The organism is Natrononativus amylolyticus, assembly GCF_024362525.1.
In the GTDB taxonomy this organism is placed as follows: domain Archaea; phylum Halobacteriota; class Halobacteria; order Halobacteriales; family Natrialbaceae; genus Natrononativus; species Natrononativus amylolyticus.
Genome location: NZ_CP101458.1, coordinates 185,162 through 203,102, shown reverse-complemented (window position 1 = coordinate 203,102; position 17,941 = coordinate 185,162). Strand labels below are relative to the sequence as shown.

19 protein-coding genes are annotated in these 17,941 nt (G+C 66.8%); 13 read left to right on the top strand and 6 right to left on the bottom strand.

From position 1 onward, the window contains the following. Positions 1–10: 10 nt before the first annotated feature. The gene (gene ligA / locus NMQ11_RS00995; protein ID WP_255169525.1) at positions 11–2,098 is read left to right on the top strand and encodes an NAD-dependent DNA ligase LigA; all 2,088 of its coding nucleotides are present in this window, start codon (positions 11–13) and stop codon (positions 2,096–2,098) included. Positions 2,099–2,105: 7 nt separating this feature from the next. On the opposite strand, the gene NMQ11_RS00990 is transcribed toward ligA, so the two are convergent. The 4 genes from NMQ11_RS00990 to NMQ11_RS00975 all read right to left on the bottom strand — a co-directional run bounded on the left by NMQ11_RS00990 (position 2,106) and on the right by NMQ11_RS00975 (position 6,309). Further along, positions 2,106–3,830 (bottom strand): asparagine synthetase B family protein, encoded by a 1,725-nt coding sequence (locus tag NMQ11_RS00990; protein WP_255169524.1) that lies wholly within the window; start codon positions 3,828–3,830, stop codon positions 2,106–2,108. A gap of 302 nt (positions 3,831–4,132) precedes the next feature. Then, a complete protein-coding gene (locus tag NMQ11_RS00985; RefSeq protein WP_255169523.1) occupies positions 4,133–5,032 on the bottom strand; it encodes an ABC transporter permease in 900 nt (299 codons plus the stop codon). Continuing rightward, positions 5,029–5,946 (bottom strand): ABC transporter ATP-binding protein, encoded by a 918-nt coding sequence (locus NMQ11_RS00980; protein WP_255169522.1) that lies wholly within the window; start codon positions 5,944–5,946, stop codon positions 5,029–5,031. The genes NMQ11_RS00985 and NMQ11_RS00980 overlap by 4 nt, the downstream gene beginning before the upstream one ends. Before the next feature lie 93 nt (positions 5,947–6,039). After that, positions 6,040–6,309: a DUF7967 family protein gene (locus tag NMQ11_RS00975; protein ID WP_255169521.1), complete on the bottom strand. Its 270-nt coding sequence runs from the start codon at positions 6,307–6,309 to the stop codon at positions 6,040–6,042. 234 nt (positions 6,310–6,543) lie between these two features. Between NMQ11_RS00975 and NMQ11_RS00970 the strand changes: the two genes are divergently transcribed. The 4 genes from NMQ11_RS00970 (at position 6,544) to NMQ11_RS00955 (ending at position 9,933) form a co-directional block, all read left to right on the top strand. Further along, positions 6,544–7,017 carry a hypothetical protein gene (locus NMQ11_RS00970; RefSeq protein WP_255169520.1) on the top strand — a complete coding sequence of 158 codons (474 nt, stop codon included), beginning with the start codon at positions 6,544–6,546 and terminating at the stop codon, positions 7,015–7,017. 192 nt (positions 7,018–7,209) lie between these two features. Continuing rightward, a complete protein-coding gene (locus NMQ11_RS00965; protein WP_255169519.1) occupies positions 7,210–8,973 on the top strand; it encodes an excinuclease ABC subunit C in 1,764 nt (587 codons plus the stop codon). 131 nt (positions 8,974–9,104) lie between these two features. Further along, the gene (locus NMQ11_RS00960; protein WP_255169518.1) at positions 9,105–9,569 is read left to right on the top strand and encodes a hypothetical protein; all 465 of its coding nucleotides are present in this window, start codon (positions 9,105–9,107) and stop codon (positions 9,567–9,569) included. 67 nt (positions 9,570–9,636) lie between these two features. Next, entirely contained in the window at positions 9,637–9,933 is a 297-nt protein-coding gene (locus tag NMQ11_RS00955; RefSeq protein WP_255169517.1) for an SUI1 family translation initiation factor, read from the top strand. Positions 9,934–10,123: 190 nt separating this feature from the next. Here NMQ11_RS00955 and NMQ11_RS00950 read toward each other — a convergent pair whose 3' ends face one another. Continuing rightward, positions 10,124–10,861 carry a CPBP family intramembrane glutamic endopeptidase gene (locus NMQ11_RS00950; protein WP_255169516.1) on the bottom strand — a complete coding sequence of 246 codons (738 nt, stop codon included), beginning with the start codon at positions 10,859–10,861 and terminating at the stop codon, positions 10,124–10,126. A gap of 283 nt (positions 10,862–11,144) precedes the next feature. Between NMQ11_RS00950 and NMQ11_RS00945 the strand changes: the two genes are divergently transcribed. The 4 genes from NMQ11_RS00945 (at position 11,145) to NMQ11_RS00930 (ending at position 13,378) form a co-directional block, all read left to right on the top strand. Then, positions 11,145–11,624 (top strand): GNAT family N-acetyltransferase, encoded by a 480-nt coding sequence (locus NMQ11_RS00945; protein WP_255169515.1) that lies wholly within the window; start codon positions 11,145–11,147, stop codon positions 11,622–11,624. A 188-nt stretch (positions 11,625–11,812) separates the two neighbouring features. Continuing rightward, the gene (locus NMQ11_RS00940) at positions 11,813–12,679 is read left to right on the top strand and encodes a polysaccharide deacetylase family protein (RefSeq protein WP_255169514.1); all 867 of its coding nucleotides are present in this window, start codon (positions 11,813–11,815) and stop codon (positions 12,677–12,679) included. A 64-nt stretch (positions 12,680–12,743) separates the two neighbouring features. Next, positions 12,744–12,986 carry an antitoxin VapB family protein gene (locus NMQ11_RS00935; RefSeq protein WP_255169513.1) on the top strand — a complete coding sequence of 81 codons (243 nt, stop codon included), beginning with the start codon at positions 12,744–12,746 and terminating at the stop codon, positions 12,984–12,986. Further along, the gene (locus NMQ11_RS00930; protein ID WP_255169512.1) at positions 12,983–13,378 is read left to right on the top strand and encodes a PIN domain-containing protein; all 396 of its coding nucleotides are present in this window, start codon (positions 12,983–12,985) and stop codon (positions 13,376–13,378) included. The genes NMQ11_RS00935 and NMQ11_RS00930 overlap by 4 nt, the downstream gene beginning before the upstream one ends. Positions 13,379–13,429: 51 nt before the next feature. On the opposite strand, the gene uvrB is transcribed toward NMQ11_RS00930, so the two are convergent. Continuing rightward, positions 13,430–15,490: an excinuclease ABC subunit UvrB gene (uvrB, locus tag NMQ11_RS00925; protein WP_255169511.1), complete on the bottom strand. Its 2,061-nt coding sequence runs from the start codon at positions 15,488–15,490 to the stop codon at positions 13,430–13,432. Positions 15,491–15,583: 93 nt separating this feature from the next. On the opposite strand from uvrB, the gene NMQ11_RS00920 reads away from it, so the two are divergent. The 4 genes from NMQ11_RS00920 to NMQ11_RS00905 all read left to right on the top strand — a co-directional run bounded on the left by NMQ11_RS00920 (position 15,584) and on the right by NMQ11_RS00905 (position 17,916). Further along, a complete protein-coding gene (locus NMQ11_RS00920; protein WP_255169510.1) occupies positions 15,584–16,240 on the top strand; it encodes a type 1 glutamine amidotransferase in 657 nt (218 codons plus the stop codon). 98 nt (positions 16,241–16,338) lie between these two features. Beyond that, complete coding sequence (locus tag NMQ11_RS00915) at positions 16,339–16,611, top strand: DUF7553 family protein (protein WP_255169509.1); 273 nt, start codon at positions 16,339–16,341, stop codon at positions 16,609–16,611. A 92-nt stretch (positions 16,612–16,703) separates the two neighbouring features. Further along, positions 16,704–16,907, top strand: coding sequence for a Sp36 family protein (sp36, locus tag NMQ11_RS00910; protein WP_255169508.1), 204 nt, complete (start codon positions 16,704–16,706; stop codon positions 16,905–16,907). Then, the gene (locus tag NMQ11_RS00905) at positions 16,900–17,916 is read left to right on the top strand and encodes a DUF7972 family membrane protein (protein ID WP_255169507.1); all 1,017 of its coding nucleotides are present in this window, start codon (positions 16,900–16,902) and stop codon (positions 17,914–17,916) included. Before sp36 ends, NMQ11_RS00905 begins: the two co-directional genes overlap by 8 nt. Positions 17,917–17,941 lie beyond the last annotated feature (25 nt).

Genomic DNA, 17,941 nt, shown 5'->3' with positions numbered 1-17,941 from the left:
CGAGACGACTATGCCAGCCGCCGACGCGGACGACGGGAACCCCTACGTTCGGGAGCCGCCGACGGAGTTCGACCCGCTCGAGGAGCTCTCCGCCGAGCGCGCCGAGCGACAGGTCGAGCTGTTGCGCGAGGCGATCCGCGAGCACGACCGCCGCTACTACGTCGAGAACGACCCCATCATCGCCGACCGGACTTACGACCTGCTGTTCTCGCGGCTGCAGGAACTCGAGGACGCCTTCGACCTCTCCCACCCCGACAGCCCCACCCGTTCCGTGGGCGGCGAGCCCCTCGACGCGTTCGAAACCGTCGAGCACGTCGCGCCGATGCTCTCGATTTCCCAGTCGGGCGAGGCCGACGACGTCCGCGAGTTCGACCGGCGGGTACGACGCGAGCTTGACCTCGAGGCGGTGACGTACGTCTGTGAGCCGAAGTTCGACGGCGTCTCGATGGCGTTCGTCTACGAGGAGGGGCGCCTCGAGCGGGCGGTCACCCGCGGCGACGGCCGCGAGGGCGACGACGTCACCCGGAACGCCAGGACCATCGGCGCCGTTCCCCAGCGCCTGCACGACGACCCGCCCGACTTTTTCGCGGTGCGGGGGGAGGTGTACATGCCCAAGGACGCCTTCCAGGAGCACAACCGCGAGCGCCTCGAGCGCGGCGAGGAGCCCTTTGCGAACCCCCGTAACGCCACCGCGGGGACGATCCGCCAGCTCGACCCGTCGGTCGTGGCGGAGCGCCCGCTCGAGGTGTTCTACTTCGACGTGCTGGCAGCGAGTTCGCTCGAGGACACCCACTGGGCGGAGCTCGAGACCGTTCCCGACTACGGCCTCCGGACGAACGATCGGGTCGAGCGCGTCTCCGATATCGAGGCCGCGGTCGACTACCGCGACCGGCTGCTCGAAGAACGCGACGGCCTCCCCTACGAGATCGACGGCGTGGTGATCAAGGTCGACGACCGCGAGGCCCGCGAGGCGCTCGGCCGCACCGCCCGCCACGACCGCTGGGCGTTCGCCTACAAGTTCCCCGCCCGCAGCGAGGTGACGACGATCCAGGACGTCGCGGTCCAGGTCGGCCGCACGGGGAGGGTCACCCCCGTCGCGCTGCTCGACCCCGTCGACGTCGGCGGGGTGACGGTGTCGCGGGCGAGCCTGCACAACCCCGAGGAGATCGAGGCGAAGAACGTCAACGTCGGGGACGCAGTCAGGGTCCAGCGGGCGGGCGACGTGATTCCGTACGTCGAGGAGGTCCTCGAGAAGGGCAGCGAGGGTCACTACGAGCTACCCGACCACTGTCCGGTCTGTGAGAGCGCCGTCGAGCGCGACGGGCCGATCGCCTTCTGTACCGGCGGGCTCGCCTGCGACGCCCAGCTGAGGCGGTCGATCGAGTACTACGCGGGCGACGGCGGCCTCGACCTCGAGGGGCTGGGCGAGAAGAGCGTCCGCCAGCTCGTCGAGGCCGGGCTCGTGGGCTCGATCGCCGACCTCTACGAACTCGAGCGCGAGGCGCTCACGGAACTCGAGGGGTGGGGCGAGACGAGCGCCGAGAACCTGCTCGCGGAGATCGAGGCGAGCCGCGAGCCCCCGCTCGCGGACTTCCTCTCCGCGCTCGGGATTCCCCACGTGGGGCCGTCGACGGCCCGCGAACTCGCCCGAGCGTTCGGCAGCTTCGCGGCGGTTCGGGCGGCCGCCGAGGACCGACCCGAGACGCTCGAGGACGTCGACGAAATCGGCGAGACCGTCGCCGAGACGATCCACGACTTCTTCGCGAGCGAGGCCAACGCCGCGGCCGTCGACGCGATCCTCGAGCACGTCTCCCCGCAGGAGGCCGAGGGACGCGACGGTGGCGACGAACTCGAGGGACTCACCTTCGTCTTCACCGGCTCGCTGTCGGGGATGACCCGCGGAGAGGCCCAGGAGCTCGTCGAGGCCCACGGGGCGAACGCGACGAGCAGCGTCTCGGGGAACACGGACTACCTCGTCGCCGGCGAGAACCCGGGGGCGACGAAACGCGAGGCCGCCGACGATCTGGGGGTGGCGGTGCTCGAGGAGGCGGCGTTCGAGGAGCTACTCGCGGACCGAGGGATCGCCGCCGGCGAGTGAGTCCGCCCTACCGCCCGCCGTGTACGGGGCGGGTGAGCTGTCCCGTCCCGTCCGACGGCGACGGGGCGAACAGCTCGTCGAACTCGACGTCGGAGGTGATACAGTGTTCGAGCCAGCCGGTGACGTCGTTCACCCGGAGTTTGTGCCGCGGCGGTAGCTCGTGGATCGACGGCTGGTCGGGGAACAGCACCTGATCGAGGTCGTACCGGTCGAACATCTCGAAGCGGTCCGGCCACGCCCGCGGCGAGCGGGCGAACGGCGCCTTCTTCCGGAGGAATCCCTGGACCGCGTTGACCGTCTGTGACTCGAACGGACGGTCCGGCGGCGTGTGTCGCAGGATGTCGTCGTCGAGGCGCTTGATCGCCTCGAGGAACGTGCGGGTGTTGTGGTGTTCCGGCGGCGTCGTCAGGTGCCAGTCGAGCAGTTCGACGTCCGTAACGAGCATCGACTCGAGGTAGTTGTCCGCGAGGTGGGTCCGGAACGGGATCGACGGCTGGTTGGCGATTCCCGCACAGGTGAGGCGAGTGTGGACGTCGACGCCGCGGTGGGCGTGGGTCTCGACCTGCTCGCGGATCGACTCGAGGACGAACGAGTGGGGGTCGTCGGGGCCGACGTTCGTGTGGCGGACGACCGCCTCGCTCTTCTCTGGAACGTAGCCGAAGCGGTCGGCGAGCACCGCCGCGGGGTCGGGGTTCGACTCGAGCGGCGGCAGCGGAAGCGACTTTCCGAAGAGGTCGATCGCCTTGCGCTCGAGGAAGTGCCCCCGGATGAGCGTGTCACAGAGCAGCCCGTGGTAGATCGTGTCGACGTCGATGCCGTCGGCGTAGCCCGCGTGGTGGATGTGCAGCGACTCCTTGATCCCCTGTGCGTACTCGACTTTCTCGGGGCCGGCGTACAGGTAGCGCTGGTCGGGTTCGAACACCGTGTGGGTCGCGCCGTACTGGTTCGCGAGTTTGCCGGCGCGAACGATCTCCGGGTTGTCGCTGTGGCCGACGGTGAAACACTCCTCGATCGAGGGGACCTGCGAGAGCAACAGCCGGGAGTCGTAGCCCGCAGAGAGCAACAGCCCGCTCGAGCCCGGATACCCGCTCCGTCGGGCGATCGCCCGGCGCAGCCTGCGGGCCAACTCCGAGACGTAGTCGAACTCCTGGGGGTCGTAGACGAACCGCTCGAGGCCGCCGACGTCGGTCGCGGTGAGGTAGCCGTCGAAGGGGACGCGAGAGAGCTCCGAGAGCAGCGTCTCCTCGCCGAAGACCATCCCGACGTGCATGAACTCTCGAAGCGAGGTCCGGTCGACGGTCGGCCGATCGATCGTGCGCGCAACTGCGGCCGCGTTCGTTCCGAAGACCCGCGAGGCGTGGTCGTCGGTGTAGAAACACTCCCAGGATCGGATCGGGTCGGTCGCGACGATCGTCTCCTCGGCGGTGTCGATCACCGCGATGAACGAGCCGTTAAGCTGCGAGAGCGCATCCCGTCCGCGGTCGCGGTAGGCCTCGAGCAGCCACGAGGCGCTGTCCGCGTCGACCGCGTCCGGCGGAAACGCCTCTCCCCAGACGAGACAACTCCCCGAGTCAGTGTCTGCGACGGCGCTTCGTCCGGGCGTTCCGAGGTGCGGATCGCGAACGCCAACGGTGATCGACGGCCCCTCGACGACCACGTCGAACTCCTGGCGAGAGCGGTGGCGGGAGAACCCTTCGTACTCCCCGAAGACGCCGAATAGTTCGGTTTTCATTTGTAGTAATCTGCGTACTGCGAAGTGACACCGACGGCGGTGCCGCGAGCGGTGTCCGGCGAACGACTGCCGGACGGTACCAGCATATCCCTGTGTTAGGAAGGTAAACCGGGATAACTATGTCCAGAATAAGCCCGATAACGGTCGAAAACGAGGGATTTAATCGGTGGACAAGTCACCGAGACAGAACGATCGGCCGGGATGAACTCACCGTAATCGGCGTGGAAGCGGTTGAACTCTCCGTGGAGACGTATCATTCAGGGGTGGTTTACGAGACGAAAGTCGTCGACAGAGATCGGTTGCTACAGATCGAGGTTCCTGAATCGGAGGTAGCCGAGCGCGACCGGGACGACCAGCCAGGCGAGGAGGATGAGGACGGCGAACCAGTCGGAGAGGTAGAACGGTAACTCGCCCTCGTGCCAGAAGGCGATCTCCTGGAGCGTCGCGTCGGGGAGCAGACCGTAGAGCGCCCCGTCGTACGCGCCCATGGGATTCAGCCGGGGGACGAACAGGTACCACCCCGGCGCGGGCGGCTCCGGAAAGACGTTCCCCGTGAGCAGGTAGTAGGCGACGAGGCGGAACGAGTCGAAGACGAAGTAAAAGAAGATGAAGACGCCGACGACGCCGGCCGCGGCCTTGCCCGTCGAGGTCGTCAGCGACGAGATCGCGACCCCGATCCCGACGAACACCGTCCCGAGCAGCAACGAGAGCAGGCTGAAGACGAACAGCTGGAAGGCGTTCACCTCGTCGTACAGCGCGACGATGATCACGAACGCGACCGCGAGACCGGCGAACAGCGCAGCCCACAGGACGAGCGAGCGGCCGAGGAACTTCCCGACGACGACGTCGAGCCTCGAGTGCGGGAGCGAGAACAGGATCTTCCCGGTTCCCGAGTCGATCTCGCCCGCGAGGGACTTGTAGCCGACGAGCAGGCCGATCAGCGGCAACAGCCACGCGACCGGCTGCTCGAGAAAGAGGATCAGGCTGACGGCGGCGATCTCCTCGCCCTCCTGGGCGAGCAGGTCGTCGAGGTAGACGAACAGGAACGCCATTCCGCCGAGGAAGGCGACGAAGATCGTCGTCAACAGCCACAGCACCTTCGAGCGGGCGGCATCGTGGAAGTCCTTTCGCGCGACCGCGATCACGCTGTCGGGGTCGAGGTCGACGGCGGGCCCGCCGGACCGGGAGTCTGACGCGCTCATGGTCGGGCCTCCGCGGTGTAGGAGTGAAAGACGTCGTCGAGGGAGGCCTCCTTCGTCACGAAGTCACGCACCTCGAGGCCGTGGTCCTCGAGCTCCCGGAGCACGGCCGTTTTCGAGCCGTTACACTGGACGACGACCGTCGGCTCCTCGCGCTCGTCGGTCGCGACCTCCGCGACGTCCGCGAGGGCGCGCACGGCCGCGAGGGCGTCGTCGTCGATCCGGTCGACGGTCACCCGGAGGGTCGTCGTCGTCGCGACGGAGTCGCGCAGGCCCTCGACGGTGTCGACGGCGACCATCTCGCCCGCCCGCAGGATGCCGACGCGGTCGCAGACGGCTTCGACCTGCTCCAGGATGTGACTCGAGAAGAAGACGGTCGCCCCGCGGGCGTTCTCCTCGCGGACGATCTCGCGCATCTCGCGGGCGCCGTTGGGGTCGAGCCCGGTCGAGGGCTCGTCTAAGATCAGCAGCTCGGGCTCGCCGACCAGCGCCATCGCCAGCATGAGCCGCTGGGCCATCCCCTTCGAGTAGCCGCCGGTCTTGTCGTCGACGGCGTCGGCGAGGTCGACGCGCTCGAGCAGTCGCTCGGGGTCGTCGTCGCTCCCCTTGGACTCGATGGCGAACTCGAGGTGCTGGCGGGCGGTGAGGCGGTCGTAGGTCTCGTACCCTTCCGGGAGGACGCCGGTTCGCCGGCGGATCTCCCGGCTGTCGCGGTGGGCGTCGAGTCCGAGCACCGTCGCCTCACCCGCGGAGGGGCGTACGAAGTCGAGGAGGACGTTGATCGTCGTCGACTTGCCGGCGCCGTTCGGCCCCAGAAACCCGAACACCTCTCCCTCGTCGACGCGAAACGAGAGGTCGTCCAGGGCGACCGTCCGACCGTACGTTTTCGTCAGTCCATCGACCCTGATCGCGGCCATGCACGAGTTGTCTCACCGTTGGCCGATAAGGTTTGTTACCGCGAGCACCGCCGGTGGCCGCAGTGGTTCGTCAGGTCCGGACTTCGCGCGGTGCTAGATGGGGTCGTCCGGATCGTACCGCTCGGCGGTGCGTTCGGCTTCGGCCGCGTACCGCGCCACCGTCTCCTCGTCGGCCGTCGACTCGAGGTCGTCCCCGTCGACGGTGACTGCGGCGGTCACGGGCGAGCCGGTTCGAAGCGAGACGGCCGAGCGTTCGTACCGGCGGTAGCGCCGGCCGTCGGGCGTCGCGTAGACGAGCGTGACGAGGTTCCGGTCGCCGACGCTCCGTTCGACGAGCCAGCACCGGACGGTCGAATCGGTCATCGACGGCGGTTACGCCTCCACTAAGGAGAATCTATCGCGTTGGCCCCGAGTTCACGGAATGTCCCACCGCCTAAACCGCTTCGAGACCGGTTGTACATCGATATATTCAGCGATTCGAATCAGTTAGGTCTCGAGAGGCGAACGGGATCGAACGCACCGGAATTGAGCAAAACGGCTGACCCCGTTTATACTCCCGGCGGGACCAGTGTAGCCTGCGTCGAACCCATGACATCCATGAAAGAACGTCTCGGCCGCTCGCTGCCACAGCGACGGACGATCATCGCGGTCACGCTCGCGCTCGTAATGATCGGACTCGCCGGCTGTGGCGGACCTGGCGGTGACGACGGTGTCGACGACGAAGGAATTGACGACGACGCTCCTGGAGAGGACGTCGACGACGAGGCCGACGACGGCGTCGGTGACGACGGTGCAGATGACGGCGTTGGCGAAGACGACGAAGCTGACGACGGCGTCGGTGATGACGATGCAGATGATGGCGTTGGCGAAGACGACGAAGCTGACGACGGCGTCGGCGATGACGACGGCGTTGGCGACGACGACGAGGCCGACGATGGCGTCGGTGACGACGACGCGGATGACGGCGTCGGCGATGATGATGACGCTGACGATGGCGTCGGCGACGACGACGAAGCTGACGACGACGGTGTCGTCGACGATGACGACACCGACACCGAGGACGACGTCTAACCGTCACGCACCGACCGCCAGTTACGGTAACTGACACGGTCGAGGGCGTTTCGAATCGACCTTCAACGACGGCATTTTTCGACCCGGACCGGAAACTCGAGTGGCGACACCGCCGCGTGCGGTCGCGGCTCGTACAAGTCGGGCGGCCCGTGTGACGTCAGGCTGAAAGTCGTCGATCACGTAGGACCGCCGATGAACGCAGCAGGGGTGCGCGAGCGAGCGACGTCGCTGCCGCGCGAGCCCGGCGTCTACCAGTTCCGCGAGGGCAGCACCACACTGTACGTCGGGAAGGCCGTCGACCTGCGCTCGCGGGTTCGTTCCTACGCCGACCCGCGCAGCGCCCGCATCCGGCGGATGGTCGATCGCGCCGACGGAATCGAGATCGCCGTCACCGACACCGAAACCCAGGCGCTGTTGCTCGAGGCCAACCTGATCAAGCGCCACCAGCCCCGCTACAACGTCCGGCTCAAGGACGACAAGTCCTACCCGATGGTCCAGCTGACGGGCCACGAGGCCCCCCGGATCGAGATCACCCGCGATCCGAACGAAGCGGCGACCGTCTACGGCCCCTTCACGAACAAGGGACGGGTCGAAACGGTCGTCAAGGCCCTCCGGGAGACGTACGGCGTCCGCGGCTGCTCGGACCACAAGTACGCGGGCCGGGACCGCCCCTGTCTCGACCACGAGATGGGGCTCTGTACCGCCCCCTGTACCCGCGAGATCGACCTCGAGAGCTACCGGGAGGACGTGACCGCCGTCGAGCGCTTCTTCGAGGGCGAAACCGGGATTCTCGCGGATCCGCTGCGCCGGGAGATGGAGGCCGCCGCTCAGGCGAAGAACTTCGAGCGGGCGGCGAACCTTCGAGATCGTCTCGAGGCCGTCGAGAGCTTCCACGGCGAGGGCGGCGAGGCCGTCCAGACGACGGGCGGCGAGCACACCGTCGACGTGCTCGGTGTGGCGATCGAAGGCGACGACGCCACGGTGGCCCGCCTGCGCGCCGAGGGCGGGAAACTGGTCGATCGGGAGCGACACAGCCTCGAGGGCTCCGACGCGGCGACTGCTGGCGGCGACGGGGCTGCGAGCGAGCGGGGTGTTCCGGCCGTTCTGGCCGCCTTCCTCGTCCAGTACTACGCCGAGCGGAGCCTGCCGGACGCCGTCTTGCTCTCGGAACGACTCGAGGACGCGGAGGTCGCGTCCTGGCTCGCAGCGGAGGGCGTCGCCGTCCGCGTTCCGGGTGCGGGGCGGGAGGCGAAACTGGTCGACCTCGCGCTCAAGAACGCCCGAAGAAACGTCGGTCGCCGGGACGAGTGTGGAGCCCTCGCCGACGCGCTCGGTCTCGAGTCGGCCCGACGGCTCGAGGGGTTCGACGTGAGCCATGCCCACGGCAAGTCGGCGGTGGGGAGCGACGTGACCTTCGTCGACGGGAGCGCGGAGAAGACCGACTACCGGCGCAAGAAACTCGAGGACCGAAACGACGACTACGACAACATGCGCGCGCTGATCCGCTGGCGGGCGGAGCGCGCCGTCGAGGGCCGCGACGACCGCTCCGACCCCGACCTGCTCGTGATCGACGGCGGCGAGGGCCAGCTCGAGGCCGCCCGCGACGCCCTCGCCGAGGTGGGCTGGGACGTCCCCGCCGTCGCGCTGGCGAAGGCCGAGGAGACGGTGATCACCCCGGACCGGCAGTTCTCCTGGCCGCGGGACGCCCCCCACCTCCACCTCCTCCAGCGGGTGCGCGACGAGGCCCACCGCTTCGCGGTGCAGTACCACCAGACGATCCGCGACGACGTTTCGACAGTCCTGGACGACGTGCCGGGGATCGGCCCCGAAACCAGAAAGCGCCTGCTGGGGCGGTTCGGCAGCGTCGAGAACGTGCGGGAGGCGAGTCTCGAGGATCTGCAGAGCGTGTCGGGGGTGGGCGAAAAGACGGCTCGAACCGTAAAAGAGCGATTGTAACCCGGCGTCACTTCGGTTGAGGACCGGCCACGGGCGACGGCTCGCGTGCGTGCACGACGTTTATCCCGCTCGTCCCGCTCGACGCTAGTCACACCAGAACGTATAAAACGAACGTATCTATCTTCGTGAATGTGCTCGAGACGGCCGTCGGTCTGCTCGAAGTCGGGTTCGTTTACGGCCTCGTTATCGTGATCTTCGTTTTTGGGATCGGGCTCATCCTGGGGTCGAACGAAGCGACGGCGCTGCTCGTACGTACCGATGCGGAAGCGCTCGAGCGGTTTCGAGATTCGAGCGCCGCAGCCGGAGGCCTCGTGAACTGGATGGCGACGATAACCGGGCTGTTTTTCGCGCTGTTCGCCGGTGCCGGCCTGCTCCTGTTGCTGTACGACCACGCACTGGTTCGAGCCGACGCGATCGTTCCTGCAAGCGCGAGCGCGGTGTTCCTGTTCTGGACGGCCGGGATGTACGCCCTTCTCGCGCCGCACGTTACCGCGCTGCCCGCGGACTCCTTCGAGGACGACCCGACCGCGGCCGTCGTGATCGCCGTTCTCTGCGTTCTGCTCGGGTCGTTGCTCTGGTTGCTACGAACTGGGTAGCTCGTCGCCGGCGGAGCGTTCCTCGAGAGGGAGCAACCCTATGTTGCTCGCGAGCGTACCGAATAACGTGTCAGACGACGACCCGCTCGAGGACTTACTCGACGAACTCGACGCCCACAGCGACCTCGAGGCCGCGGCCCAGGCGCTGTCGATCCGCATGGAGAAACGCCGGTACGGGAAGCCGGTGACGATCGTCGAGGGATTCGATCTCCCCAAGTCGGAGCTTAAGCCGATCGCCTCGAGTCTCAAGAGCGCCCTCGGAACCGGCGGCACGATCACTGAGGGACGGATCGAGTTGCAGGGCGACCACCGCGACAGAGTCCCGAAACTGCTTCGCGACCGGGGGTTCGACGTCGAGACCTGATCGCCGCGAGCGAGGCGGCTTCGCGCCCGCCTCCAACTCCCGTTTCGGTTCGGCAACTCGAGTCGAACGGATACCGTGGGTCCGTCGACTACGATCCGCTCGCGTCACAAATCGGCCTCGCTGGACACTGCCGCTATGCAGATTTCTCGCCGAGAGTTACTACCAGGAGTTCGATAGATGCGACAGCGCCCTACAGCAAGAGGTAGCCGGCGATAAAGAGGAAACAGTTGTACACCGCGTGGGCGATGATGGGGACGGTGAGGTTGTTCGTCCGCTCGTAGAGGACGCCCATGACGACACCGACGCCCGTAATAAGCAACGCCCACCCGACGACGGTGGCGAGCGATCCGGTCCAGTTCCCGAAGTGCATCGAGCCGAACAGCAAACTCGCAACGACGATCGCACTCGCTGGCCCGAACGTGTTCCGGAGTCGGCCCTGGATCACGCCGCGAAACAGGTACTCTTCGGCCGGCGCTACGACGACGATCGACAGGAGAGCGAGCCAGATGAGGATCAGCGGATCCGCCGTAACGAACCCTTCGAGGACGGATTCGGGGGTGAGACCGAGGAACTCCAGCACGATACTCGCACCGGTCGCGAAGACCAGTGCGACGATCGTCCCACCAGCAGCATACGAGAGGTCCCGGCGGTCGGGGCGAGCGAGTCGAACGGCGAGTCCGTAGCGACGGACGTACAGATACCCCGCGGCGAAGAAACCGATCTGCCCCCCGAGGAGGAGAGTGACGAAGACGGCCGTACTTTCGAAGTCGAACCCGAGCACGAAGAGTGGAACGGCGAAGAGGACGCCCACAACGCCCGAGAGAATCAGCGCCAGGACGGTGAGTCCGACGGCGACCCCGACGGCTCGAATCTTTCCCCGTCCGCCCGTCGTCGGCGGTGCGTCCGCGGCATGCCCTGATTCTCCCATGATAACCGATAAGACACCTGTCGAGTATTTATCGTTGCCGTTAGTAGAGGGAGTGCGGTGGTGAGAGTCGGCTTCGTGCCAGATACGCGCCTCGAGCCTCGTGTAGACGCTATCGAACGCGATCCCGCGTCTTGACACTGATCCGAGATGCGACTCGTCGACGAGCGTGGCCATCGAGGCGGTGCGTTCGTCTTCGTACGGACCGCAGAGAGTGTTACGCTCCCTGGCCACCGAGGATTCTGTGGAGCCTATAATTTTGTCGTTCGCTACCGTAGTGCACGACATGGAGATTAGACCGGCCACGGCCGACGACCGCGAGGCGATCCGCGAGGTCGCCCGCGAGACCTGGCACGACACCTACGATATTCCCGAGGACGTTATCGACGACACCGTCAACGACTGGTACGCTGACGAGGAACTCGAGCGCGCGCTATCGACCGCCGGCACCGCCGTGCTCGTCGCCGAAGCGGACGACGAAGTCGTCGGGTTTACACACGGCGTCGTCCAGGAGGATGAGGGCGACGTCCTGCGAATGTACGTCCACCCCGACCACCAGCGCCAGGGCGTCGGGACGGCGCTGCACGACCGCCTGCGCTCGGCTCTCGAGGACTTCAACATGGAGCGCATGCGGGCGATCGACCTCGCCTCGAACGCGGGCGGCCGCGAGTTCTACGAGGGACTGGGCTTCGAACAGACGGGGGACGGGGAGGTCGATATCGGCGGCGAAACACACCGCGAGGTCGTGTACACCCTCGAGTTGTAACCGGTCCGGAAACCGGTCCCAACCGGTGACAGTGGCGAGGGTAACGACGTCGTACACCGGTGACCGTCGTCGCCAGCGGACGATACGGCTCGAGTGACGCTCACGAGATGCGGTACGTAGTCCGTACCCGCCCGGTCGCGGACGGTAGTCGGCGGATAGCTAATTCCCTGACAGTCGTCTCCCCGTGTATGAACGTTCGCGACTTCACGTTCGACGCGTACGACCGACTCGTCGGTGCCGCCGTCGACGCCGACTACGAGGTCCTCACGGTGGCGGAGTACCTGCGGGCGGAGACCCTCCCCGAGCGGTACCTCATCCTGCGCCACGACGTCGACCGGCGGGTCGAGATCGCCCGCTCGATGGCCCGCCTCGAGGCGCGCCACGGCGTGGCGTCGACGTACTACTTCCGGACCTCGACGTTCGAGCCCGAGATCGTCGCCGAGATGGCCGAGATGGGCCACGAGATCGGCTACCACTACGAGGACCTGGCCCGCGCCCGCGGCGACCGGCGCAGAGCCCACCGCCAGTTCGCGGCCAACCTCGCGGCCTTCCGCGAGCACGCGACGATCGAAACCGCCTGCTCGCACGGCAGCCCGCTCTCGCGGCACCTGAACCTCGACATCTGGGAGGGAGAGCGCTCGCCGGCGGAGTACGACCTGCTGGGGGAGGCCTACCTCGACGTCGAGAAGGACGACGAGGACCCGACGCTGCCGTCGTACCTCTCCGATACGGGTCGGCGGTGGGGAACCGTCGACCCCGACTTCGGCCTCGTCGAGACGACGGACGACTTCGTCGAGTTCCTCGAGGCCGGCGACTGCCCCCGGCTGTACGTCCTCGCCCACCCGGGGCGGTGGTCGCGCTCGCGCCTCGAGTTCGTCGATCGATTGGCCTGGGACGTCGCCGCCGAGACGGGGAAGATCGCGGTGAAACCGGCCCACTACGCCCAGCGAGGGGTCGCCAACGCGACCGGCGGTGTCGTCCGGGCGGTCGGCACCACCGCCGCGGTCGCCGCGCGGATCGCCCAGGCGACGGCGCCTCGAGGGCGTGAACGATAGGGGAAAACGGGTTCTCACTCGTCCAAACCAAAAGACGAAGTGGCGTCAACGCGAACGTCAACGCATGGGAACAGCGGACGAACAGATCCGGGTCAGTAGTCGGGTGAAACGGACGCTCGACCGACACCGCCGGGAGGGAGAGAGTTACAACGACACCCTCGAGCGCCTTCTCGCCGACGATGAGCGCGACCTGCTCGCCGGGTTCGGACGCTGGTCGGACGATCAGGCGGAACGGGTTCGGGAGGCTCGAGAGGCGTCCAAACGGAAGTCGAAAGAACGGATGCAGCGGTTGGCGGATCCGGAATGAAGGTCCTCGACGCGTCGTTTCTCATCGACTACCTGAACGGCGTCGACGTAGCCGCCGAGTACCTCCTCGCGAACGACGACGAGGCCTTCGTGTTTCCCGCACCGGCGTACGCCGAAGTGCTGGTCGGGGAGGGAAACGCTCCCGACGGCGACGTTGCCGCGGTGGTCGCCGATCTCTCGTGGGGAGACGTGTACGACGTCGACGAGGAGACCGCGATCCTCGCGGGAGAGATCGCCGACGAGATCGGCCCCGAGGGGCCGTTCCTGGCCGGCGCGGACGGGCTGATCGCCGCTGTCGGCAGGGAGCTGAATGCGCCGCTCGTTTCGGCGGACAGCGATCTCACTCACCCGGAGACGCGAAGAGTAGTTGACGTCGAAACGTATCGCGACTAGTGGAGGGAAAGCGCCACGGCGGCGCTATCGCCCGGTTGAAAGCGGGCGGTCTCAGAACTCCTCCGCCGGCGGCGCGATTCCCTCCTCCTCGTCGCCGCCCGCGAGGTCGAACTCCTCGCGGACCTCTCGGATCCGGTCGCGGATGTCTGCCGCGAGTTCGAACTCGAGGTTGCTCGCCGCCTCCTCCATCCGGTCCTCGAGGTCGTCGATATACCGGGCAGCCTCGTCGTCGTCTTTCAGATCGCGCCCGGAGACGCTCGAGGTGTCCGTTTTGCTCCCCGGCAGGCTCGTCTCGCCGACCTCCTTGTCGATCGTCATCGGCTCGTAGCCGTGTTCTGCGTTGTACTCCCGCTGGATCTCCCGGCGCCGGCGGGTCTCCTCGATCGCCGACTCCATAGCGCTCGAGGGGTCGTCGGCGTAGAGAATCACCTCGCCGTTGACGTTGCGGGCCGCTCGTCCCATCGTCTGGACCAGAGTCGTCTCGGAGCGAAGAAAGCCCTCCTGGTCGGCGTCCAGAATGGCGACGAGCGAGACTTCGGGGATGTCCAGCCCCTCCCGGAGCAGGTTGATCCCGACGAGGACGTCGATCTCCCCTAACCGAAGGGAGCGGATAATCTCGTGGCGCTCTAAGGTGTCGGTCTCGTCGTGCATGTATTCGACGTCGACGCCGGCTTCCTCTAAGTACTCCGTGAGGTCCTCGGCCATCCGCTTGGTGAGCGTCGTCACGAGCGTGCGCTCGTCGCGGTCGATACGGCCGTCGATGCGGTCCATCAGGTCGTCGATCTGGCCGCTGGCGGGCGACACCGACACCTCCGGGTCGACGAGGTGGGTCGGACGAACGATCTGTTCGACGATCCGCTCGCTCTCCTCGCGCTCGTAGTCGCCCGGCGTCGCGCTCACGTAGAGTGTCTGGTCGGTCTTCTCCTCGAACTCCTCGAAGGTGAGCGGGCGGTTGTCGTAGGCCGTCGGCAGCCGGAAGCCGTTGTCCACCAGCGAGTCCTTGCGCGACTTGTCGCCCGCGTACTGGCCGCGGACCTGCGGGAGGGTGACGTGGGACTCGTCGACCACGGTGAGGAAGTCCTCGGGGAAGTAGTCGAGCAGGGTGTAGGGGGCCTCGCCGGACTCGCGATCGGAGAGATACAGCGAGTAGTTCTCGATGCCAGAACAGTAGCCCGTCTCGGCCATCATCTCGAGGTCGAACGTCGTTCGCTCCTCGATGCGCTGGGCCGCCACCAGATCACCTTTCCGCTCGAAGTACGAGATCCGAGAGTCGAGGTCCTCGCGGATCTCGTCCATCGCCCGCTCTAAGCGCGTCTCCGGGATCGAGTAGTGCTCCGCGGGGTGGACGAGCACCGCCTGCTGTTCGCCCTTGGTCTCGCCCTCGAGCGGGTCCACCTTCACCATCCGGTCGATCTCGTCGCCCCAGAGCTCGACGCGGACGGCGTAGCGGCCGTACATCGGGAAGATCTCGAGGGTGTCCCCGCGCACGCGGAACGTGCCGTTGGTGAAGTCGACGTCGTTGCGCTCGTAGTTCAGGTCGACGAGCCGTTTCAGCAGTTCGTCGCGGCCAACCTCCTCGCCGACCTCGAGGCGCATCGCCATGTCGACGTAGTTTCGCGGGTCACCCAGTCCGTAGATCGCCGACACCGAGGCGACGACGATGACGTCCTCGCGGGTCAGCAGCGAGCGGGTGGCGCTGTGTCGGAGGCGATCGATCTCGTCGTTGATCGAGGCGTCTTTGTCGATGTAGGTGTCCGACTGCTCGACGTAGGCCTCGGGCTGGTAGTAGTCGTAGTAGGAGACGAAGTACTCGACGGCGTTGTTCGGAAAGAGGTTCCGGAACTCCTCGTACAGCTGCGCCGCCAGGGTCTTGTTGTGGGCGATGACGAGGGTCGGCTTCTGGACCTCCTCGACGACCCACGAGACGGTGTTGGTCTTCCCCGACCCCGTCACGCCGAGGAGCGTCTGTCTGTCCATGCCCGACCGAAATCCCTCGGCGAGTTGGGAAATCGCCTCGGGCTGGTCGCCCGCTGGCTCGAATGGCGCGTCGACCTCGAAGGGATGTTCGACGTCTGGGCGGTCCGGCTGAAGGGGGCCTCGAGTGTCGCTCACGGTGAATCGAGTAAGGGACCGGAGCTACTTGACCGGCACGCTTGACCCCGAAGACCCCCGATACCTATCATTGTCGGGGTCGTCCGTCCAGCTATGGAGTCGCCGACCGTTCTCGTCGTCCACAACGAGGTGGACGCCGCCTACGAGTACCACTCCAACGAACTCGCGAGTCACTTCCCCGGCTGTCTCGAGTGTAACTTCCCCGCGGGCGAGCGCCCCGACCTCGAGGGGATCGACGCCGTCGTGATCTCGGGAAGCACCGCCGGCGTGTACGAGGTCGAGGACGAGCCCTGGATTGCGGACCAGCAGGAGCTGATCCGCGAACTCGTCGAACGGCGGATCCCGACGTTGGGAGTCTGCTTCGGCCACCAGGTCGCAAACGCCGCGCTCGGCGGCCGGGTCGAGCACGTCGGTCCGACCCACCGGCTGGTCGCCGTCGATTTCGACGGCGACCCGCTGTTCGACGGCGTCGCGCCCGTCGTCCCGGCAATTCACGGCGACAGCGTGCTCGAACCCGGCGAGGGAATGGAGACCATCGCGCGGACCGAGCACTCGCCGCACTTCGGAACCCGCCACCGCGACGCGCCGCTGTGGACGGTCCAGTTCCACCCGGAGCTCTCGAGCGACTACCACAACCGGATCGAGCGGGACTTCGGGTGGACCGAGACGGACCACTCCTACGACGACGTGACGGCCGCCCGCGTTTTCGAGAACTTCACCTCGCTCGTTCGCGGGTCGACCGACGCGTGACCGACCGGTAGGGTGGTCGATCGTCCGCGTCGACGTCGAAACCCCACCCCGCTTTCCCCACCGATAAGCGTTTTCACCGCGGTCGTGGTGGTGCCGGTATGGCCGACGATCAGCACTTACAGCAGGCCCGGAGCGAACTCGAGGGAGCCGCCGAGACGGCCGACGACGACGTCCGCGACGCGCTCCGCGAGACCGCCGGGGCGTTCGCCGAACTCGCCGCCGCCGACCGGGAGGCCGACCACGCCGTCCTCGACGGCCACCTGAACACGCTCCGGCAGGCTCGAGAGCAGTCGGACGCCGACACCGCAAACAGCATCGACCGGGCGCTCGAGCACGCCGAGACGTATCGCGAAGACCTCGAGCAGGCCTGAGGAGGGGGTTCGGTGAGCGACCGGACCGAGTGGCCGACAGTGTGTCCGCCAGAGCAACGGTTTTCACGCGCTTCGTGGTAGGAGTGGATCCGATGGCAGGGAACACCGGGACGATCTGGGAGTACGAGACCGTTCGTCCACCCCGTGGGCCGACGATGGAGGAGGCGGCCGACCCGAAGACCGTGCTGAACGAGCTGGGAGCCGACGGGTGGGAGCTCGTCGACACCATCGACTACAGCGGCGGCGGCACCAAGTTCCTCGTGCTCAAACGACCGGCGGGTTCGGACGATGAGTGAGGACGAGAGCGACGCCGGCACCGCGAACACGATGCGCGAGCGGGCCAACGAGAGCCGGCTGAAGCTCTGGGTACTGCTCAGTGCGAACCGACTGCTCGTCACCGGCCTGCTCTCGGTGCTCTTCTTCGGGCTGTTCATGCTCGGCGCCATCGTCGAACCGACGCTCTCGGAGATGCTCGAGGAGCGCGCCGTCATCGAGGCGATGTTCTCGACGATGATCAGCGCGCTCATCACCGGCGTCACCCTCGTCGTCACGATCAGCCAGCTGATCATCTCCCAGGAGAACGGCCCGCTGGGTGATCAGCGCCAGCGGATGAGCGACACGATGGACTTTCGCGGCTACGTCAAGGAACTGACCGGGAAACCCGCGCCGGCGGATCCCTCCGCGCTGCTGCGCGAACTCGTCGAGACGACCGAGCAGCGAGCCCGCTCGCTCGAGGAGAGCGTCGAGAACGCCGACAGCGACGACCTGCGAGGTGAGGTCGACGAGTTCACCGAGAGCCTCATCGGCAACGCCGAAACCGTCCGCGACCAGCTCGAGGGCGCGAAGTTCGGCACCTTCGAGGTCGTCAACGCGGCCCTCGACTACAACTACTCCTGGAAGATCTTCCAGATCGACCGCATCGAGGACGAGTACGGTGACGATCTCGACGACGAACAGCTCGAGGCGTTCGACGAGCTTCGAACCTCGCTGACGATGTTCGGCCCCGCCCGCGAGCACATCAAGACCCTGTACTTCCAGTGGGAGCTGATCGATCTCTCGCGACTCATCCTCTACGCGGCGATTCCGGCGCTGCTGATCGCGGGGATGATGCTATCGTTCGTCGACGCGACGTCGGTTCCCGGAACGACCGCCGGCGTCGAAAACCTGCTCTGGCTCGTCGGGATCGCGTTCACGACCACCCTCGTCCCGTTCTTCCTGCTGACGACCTACGTCACCCGGGTCGCGACCGTCGCGAAGCGGACCCTCGCGATCGGGCCGCTGATCCTGCGGGAATCACAGCGCTGAGTCGTCTCCGGCGCTGTTCTCTCTG

Excerpts from the sequence above, each read along its gene's own strand:
- NMQ11_RS00915 (WP_255169509.1), top strand. The coding sequence starts at position 16,339 with ATGGCCGACGATCAGCACTTACAGCAGGCCCGGAGCGAACTCGAGGGA.
- ligA (WP_255169525.1), top strand. The coding sequence starts at position 11 with ATGCCAGCCGCCGACGCGGACGACGGGAACCCCTACGTTCGGGAGCCG.
- NMQ11_RS00905 (WP_255169507.1), top strand. The coding sequence starts at position 16,900 with ATGAGTGAGGACGAGAGCGACGCCGGCACCGCGAACACGATGCGCGAG.
- NMQ11_RS00980 (WP_255169522.1), bottom strand. The coding sequence starts at position 5,946 with ATGGCCGCGATCAGGGTCGATGGACTGACGAAAACGTACGGTCGGACG.
- NMQ11_RS00935 (WP_255169513.1), top strand. The coding sequence starts at position 12,744 with ATGGGAACAGCGGACGAACAGATCCGGGTCAGTAGTCGGGTGAAACGG.
- sp36 (WP_255169508.1), top strand. The coding sequence starts at position 16,704 with ATGGCAGGGAACACCGGGACGATCTGGGAGTACGAGACCGTTCGTCCA.
- NMQ11_RS00930 (WP_255169512.1), top strand. The coding sequence starts at position 12,983 with ATGAAGGTCCTCGACGCGTCGTTTCTCATCGACTACCTGAACGGCGTC.
- NMQ11_RS00920 (WP_255169510.1), top strand. The coding sequence starts at position 15,584 with ATGGAGTCGCCGACCGTTCTCGTCGTCCACAACGAGGTGGACGCCGCC.
- NMQ11_RS00940 (WP_255169514.1), top strand. The coding sequence starts at position 11,813 with ATGAACGTTCGCGACTTCACGTTCGACGCGTACGACCGACTCGTCGGT.
- NMQ11_RS00975 (WP_255169521.1), bottom strand. The coding sequence starts at position 6,309 with ATGACCGATTCGACCGTCCGGTGCTGGCTCGTCGAACGGAGCGTCGGC.
- NMQ11_RS00970 (WP_255169520.1), top strand. The coding sequence starts at position 6,544 with ATGAAAGAACGTCTCGGCCGCTCGCTGCCACAGCGACGGACGATCATC.
- NMQ11_RS00985 (WP_255169523.1), bottom strand. The coding sequence starts at position 5,032 with ATGAGCGCGTCAGACTCCCGGTCCGGCGGGCCCGCCGTCGACCTCGAC.
- NMQ11_RS00945 (WP_255169515.1), top strand. The coding sequence starts at position 11,145 with ATGGAGATTAGACCGGCCACGGCCGACGACCGCGAGGCGATCCGCGAG.
- NMQ11_RS00950 (WP_255169516.1), bottom strand. The coding sequence starts at position 10,861 with ATGGGAGAATCAGGGCATGCCGCGGACGCACCGCCGACGACGGGCGGA.
- NMQ11_RS00965 (WP_255169519.1), top strand. The coding sequence starts at position 7,210 with ATGAACGCAGCAGGGGTGCGCGAGCGAGCGACGTCGCTGCCGCGCGAG.
- NMQ11_RS00990 (WP_255169524.1), bottom strand. The coding sequence starts at position 3,830 with ATGAAAACCGAACTATTCGGCGTCTTCGGGGAGTACGAAGGGTTCTCC.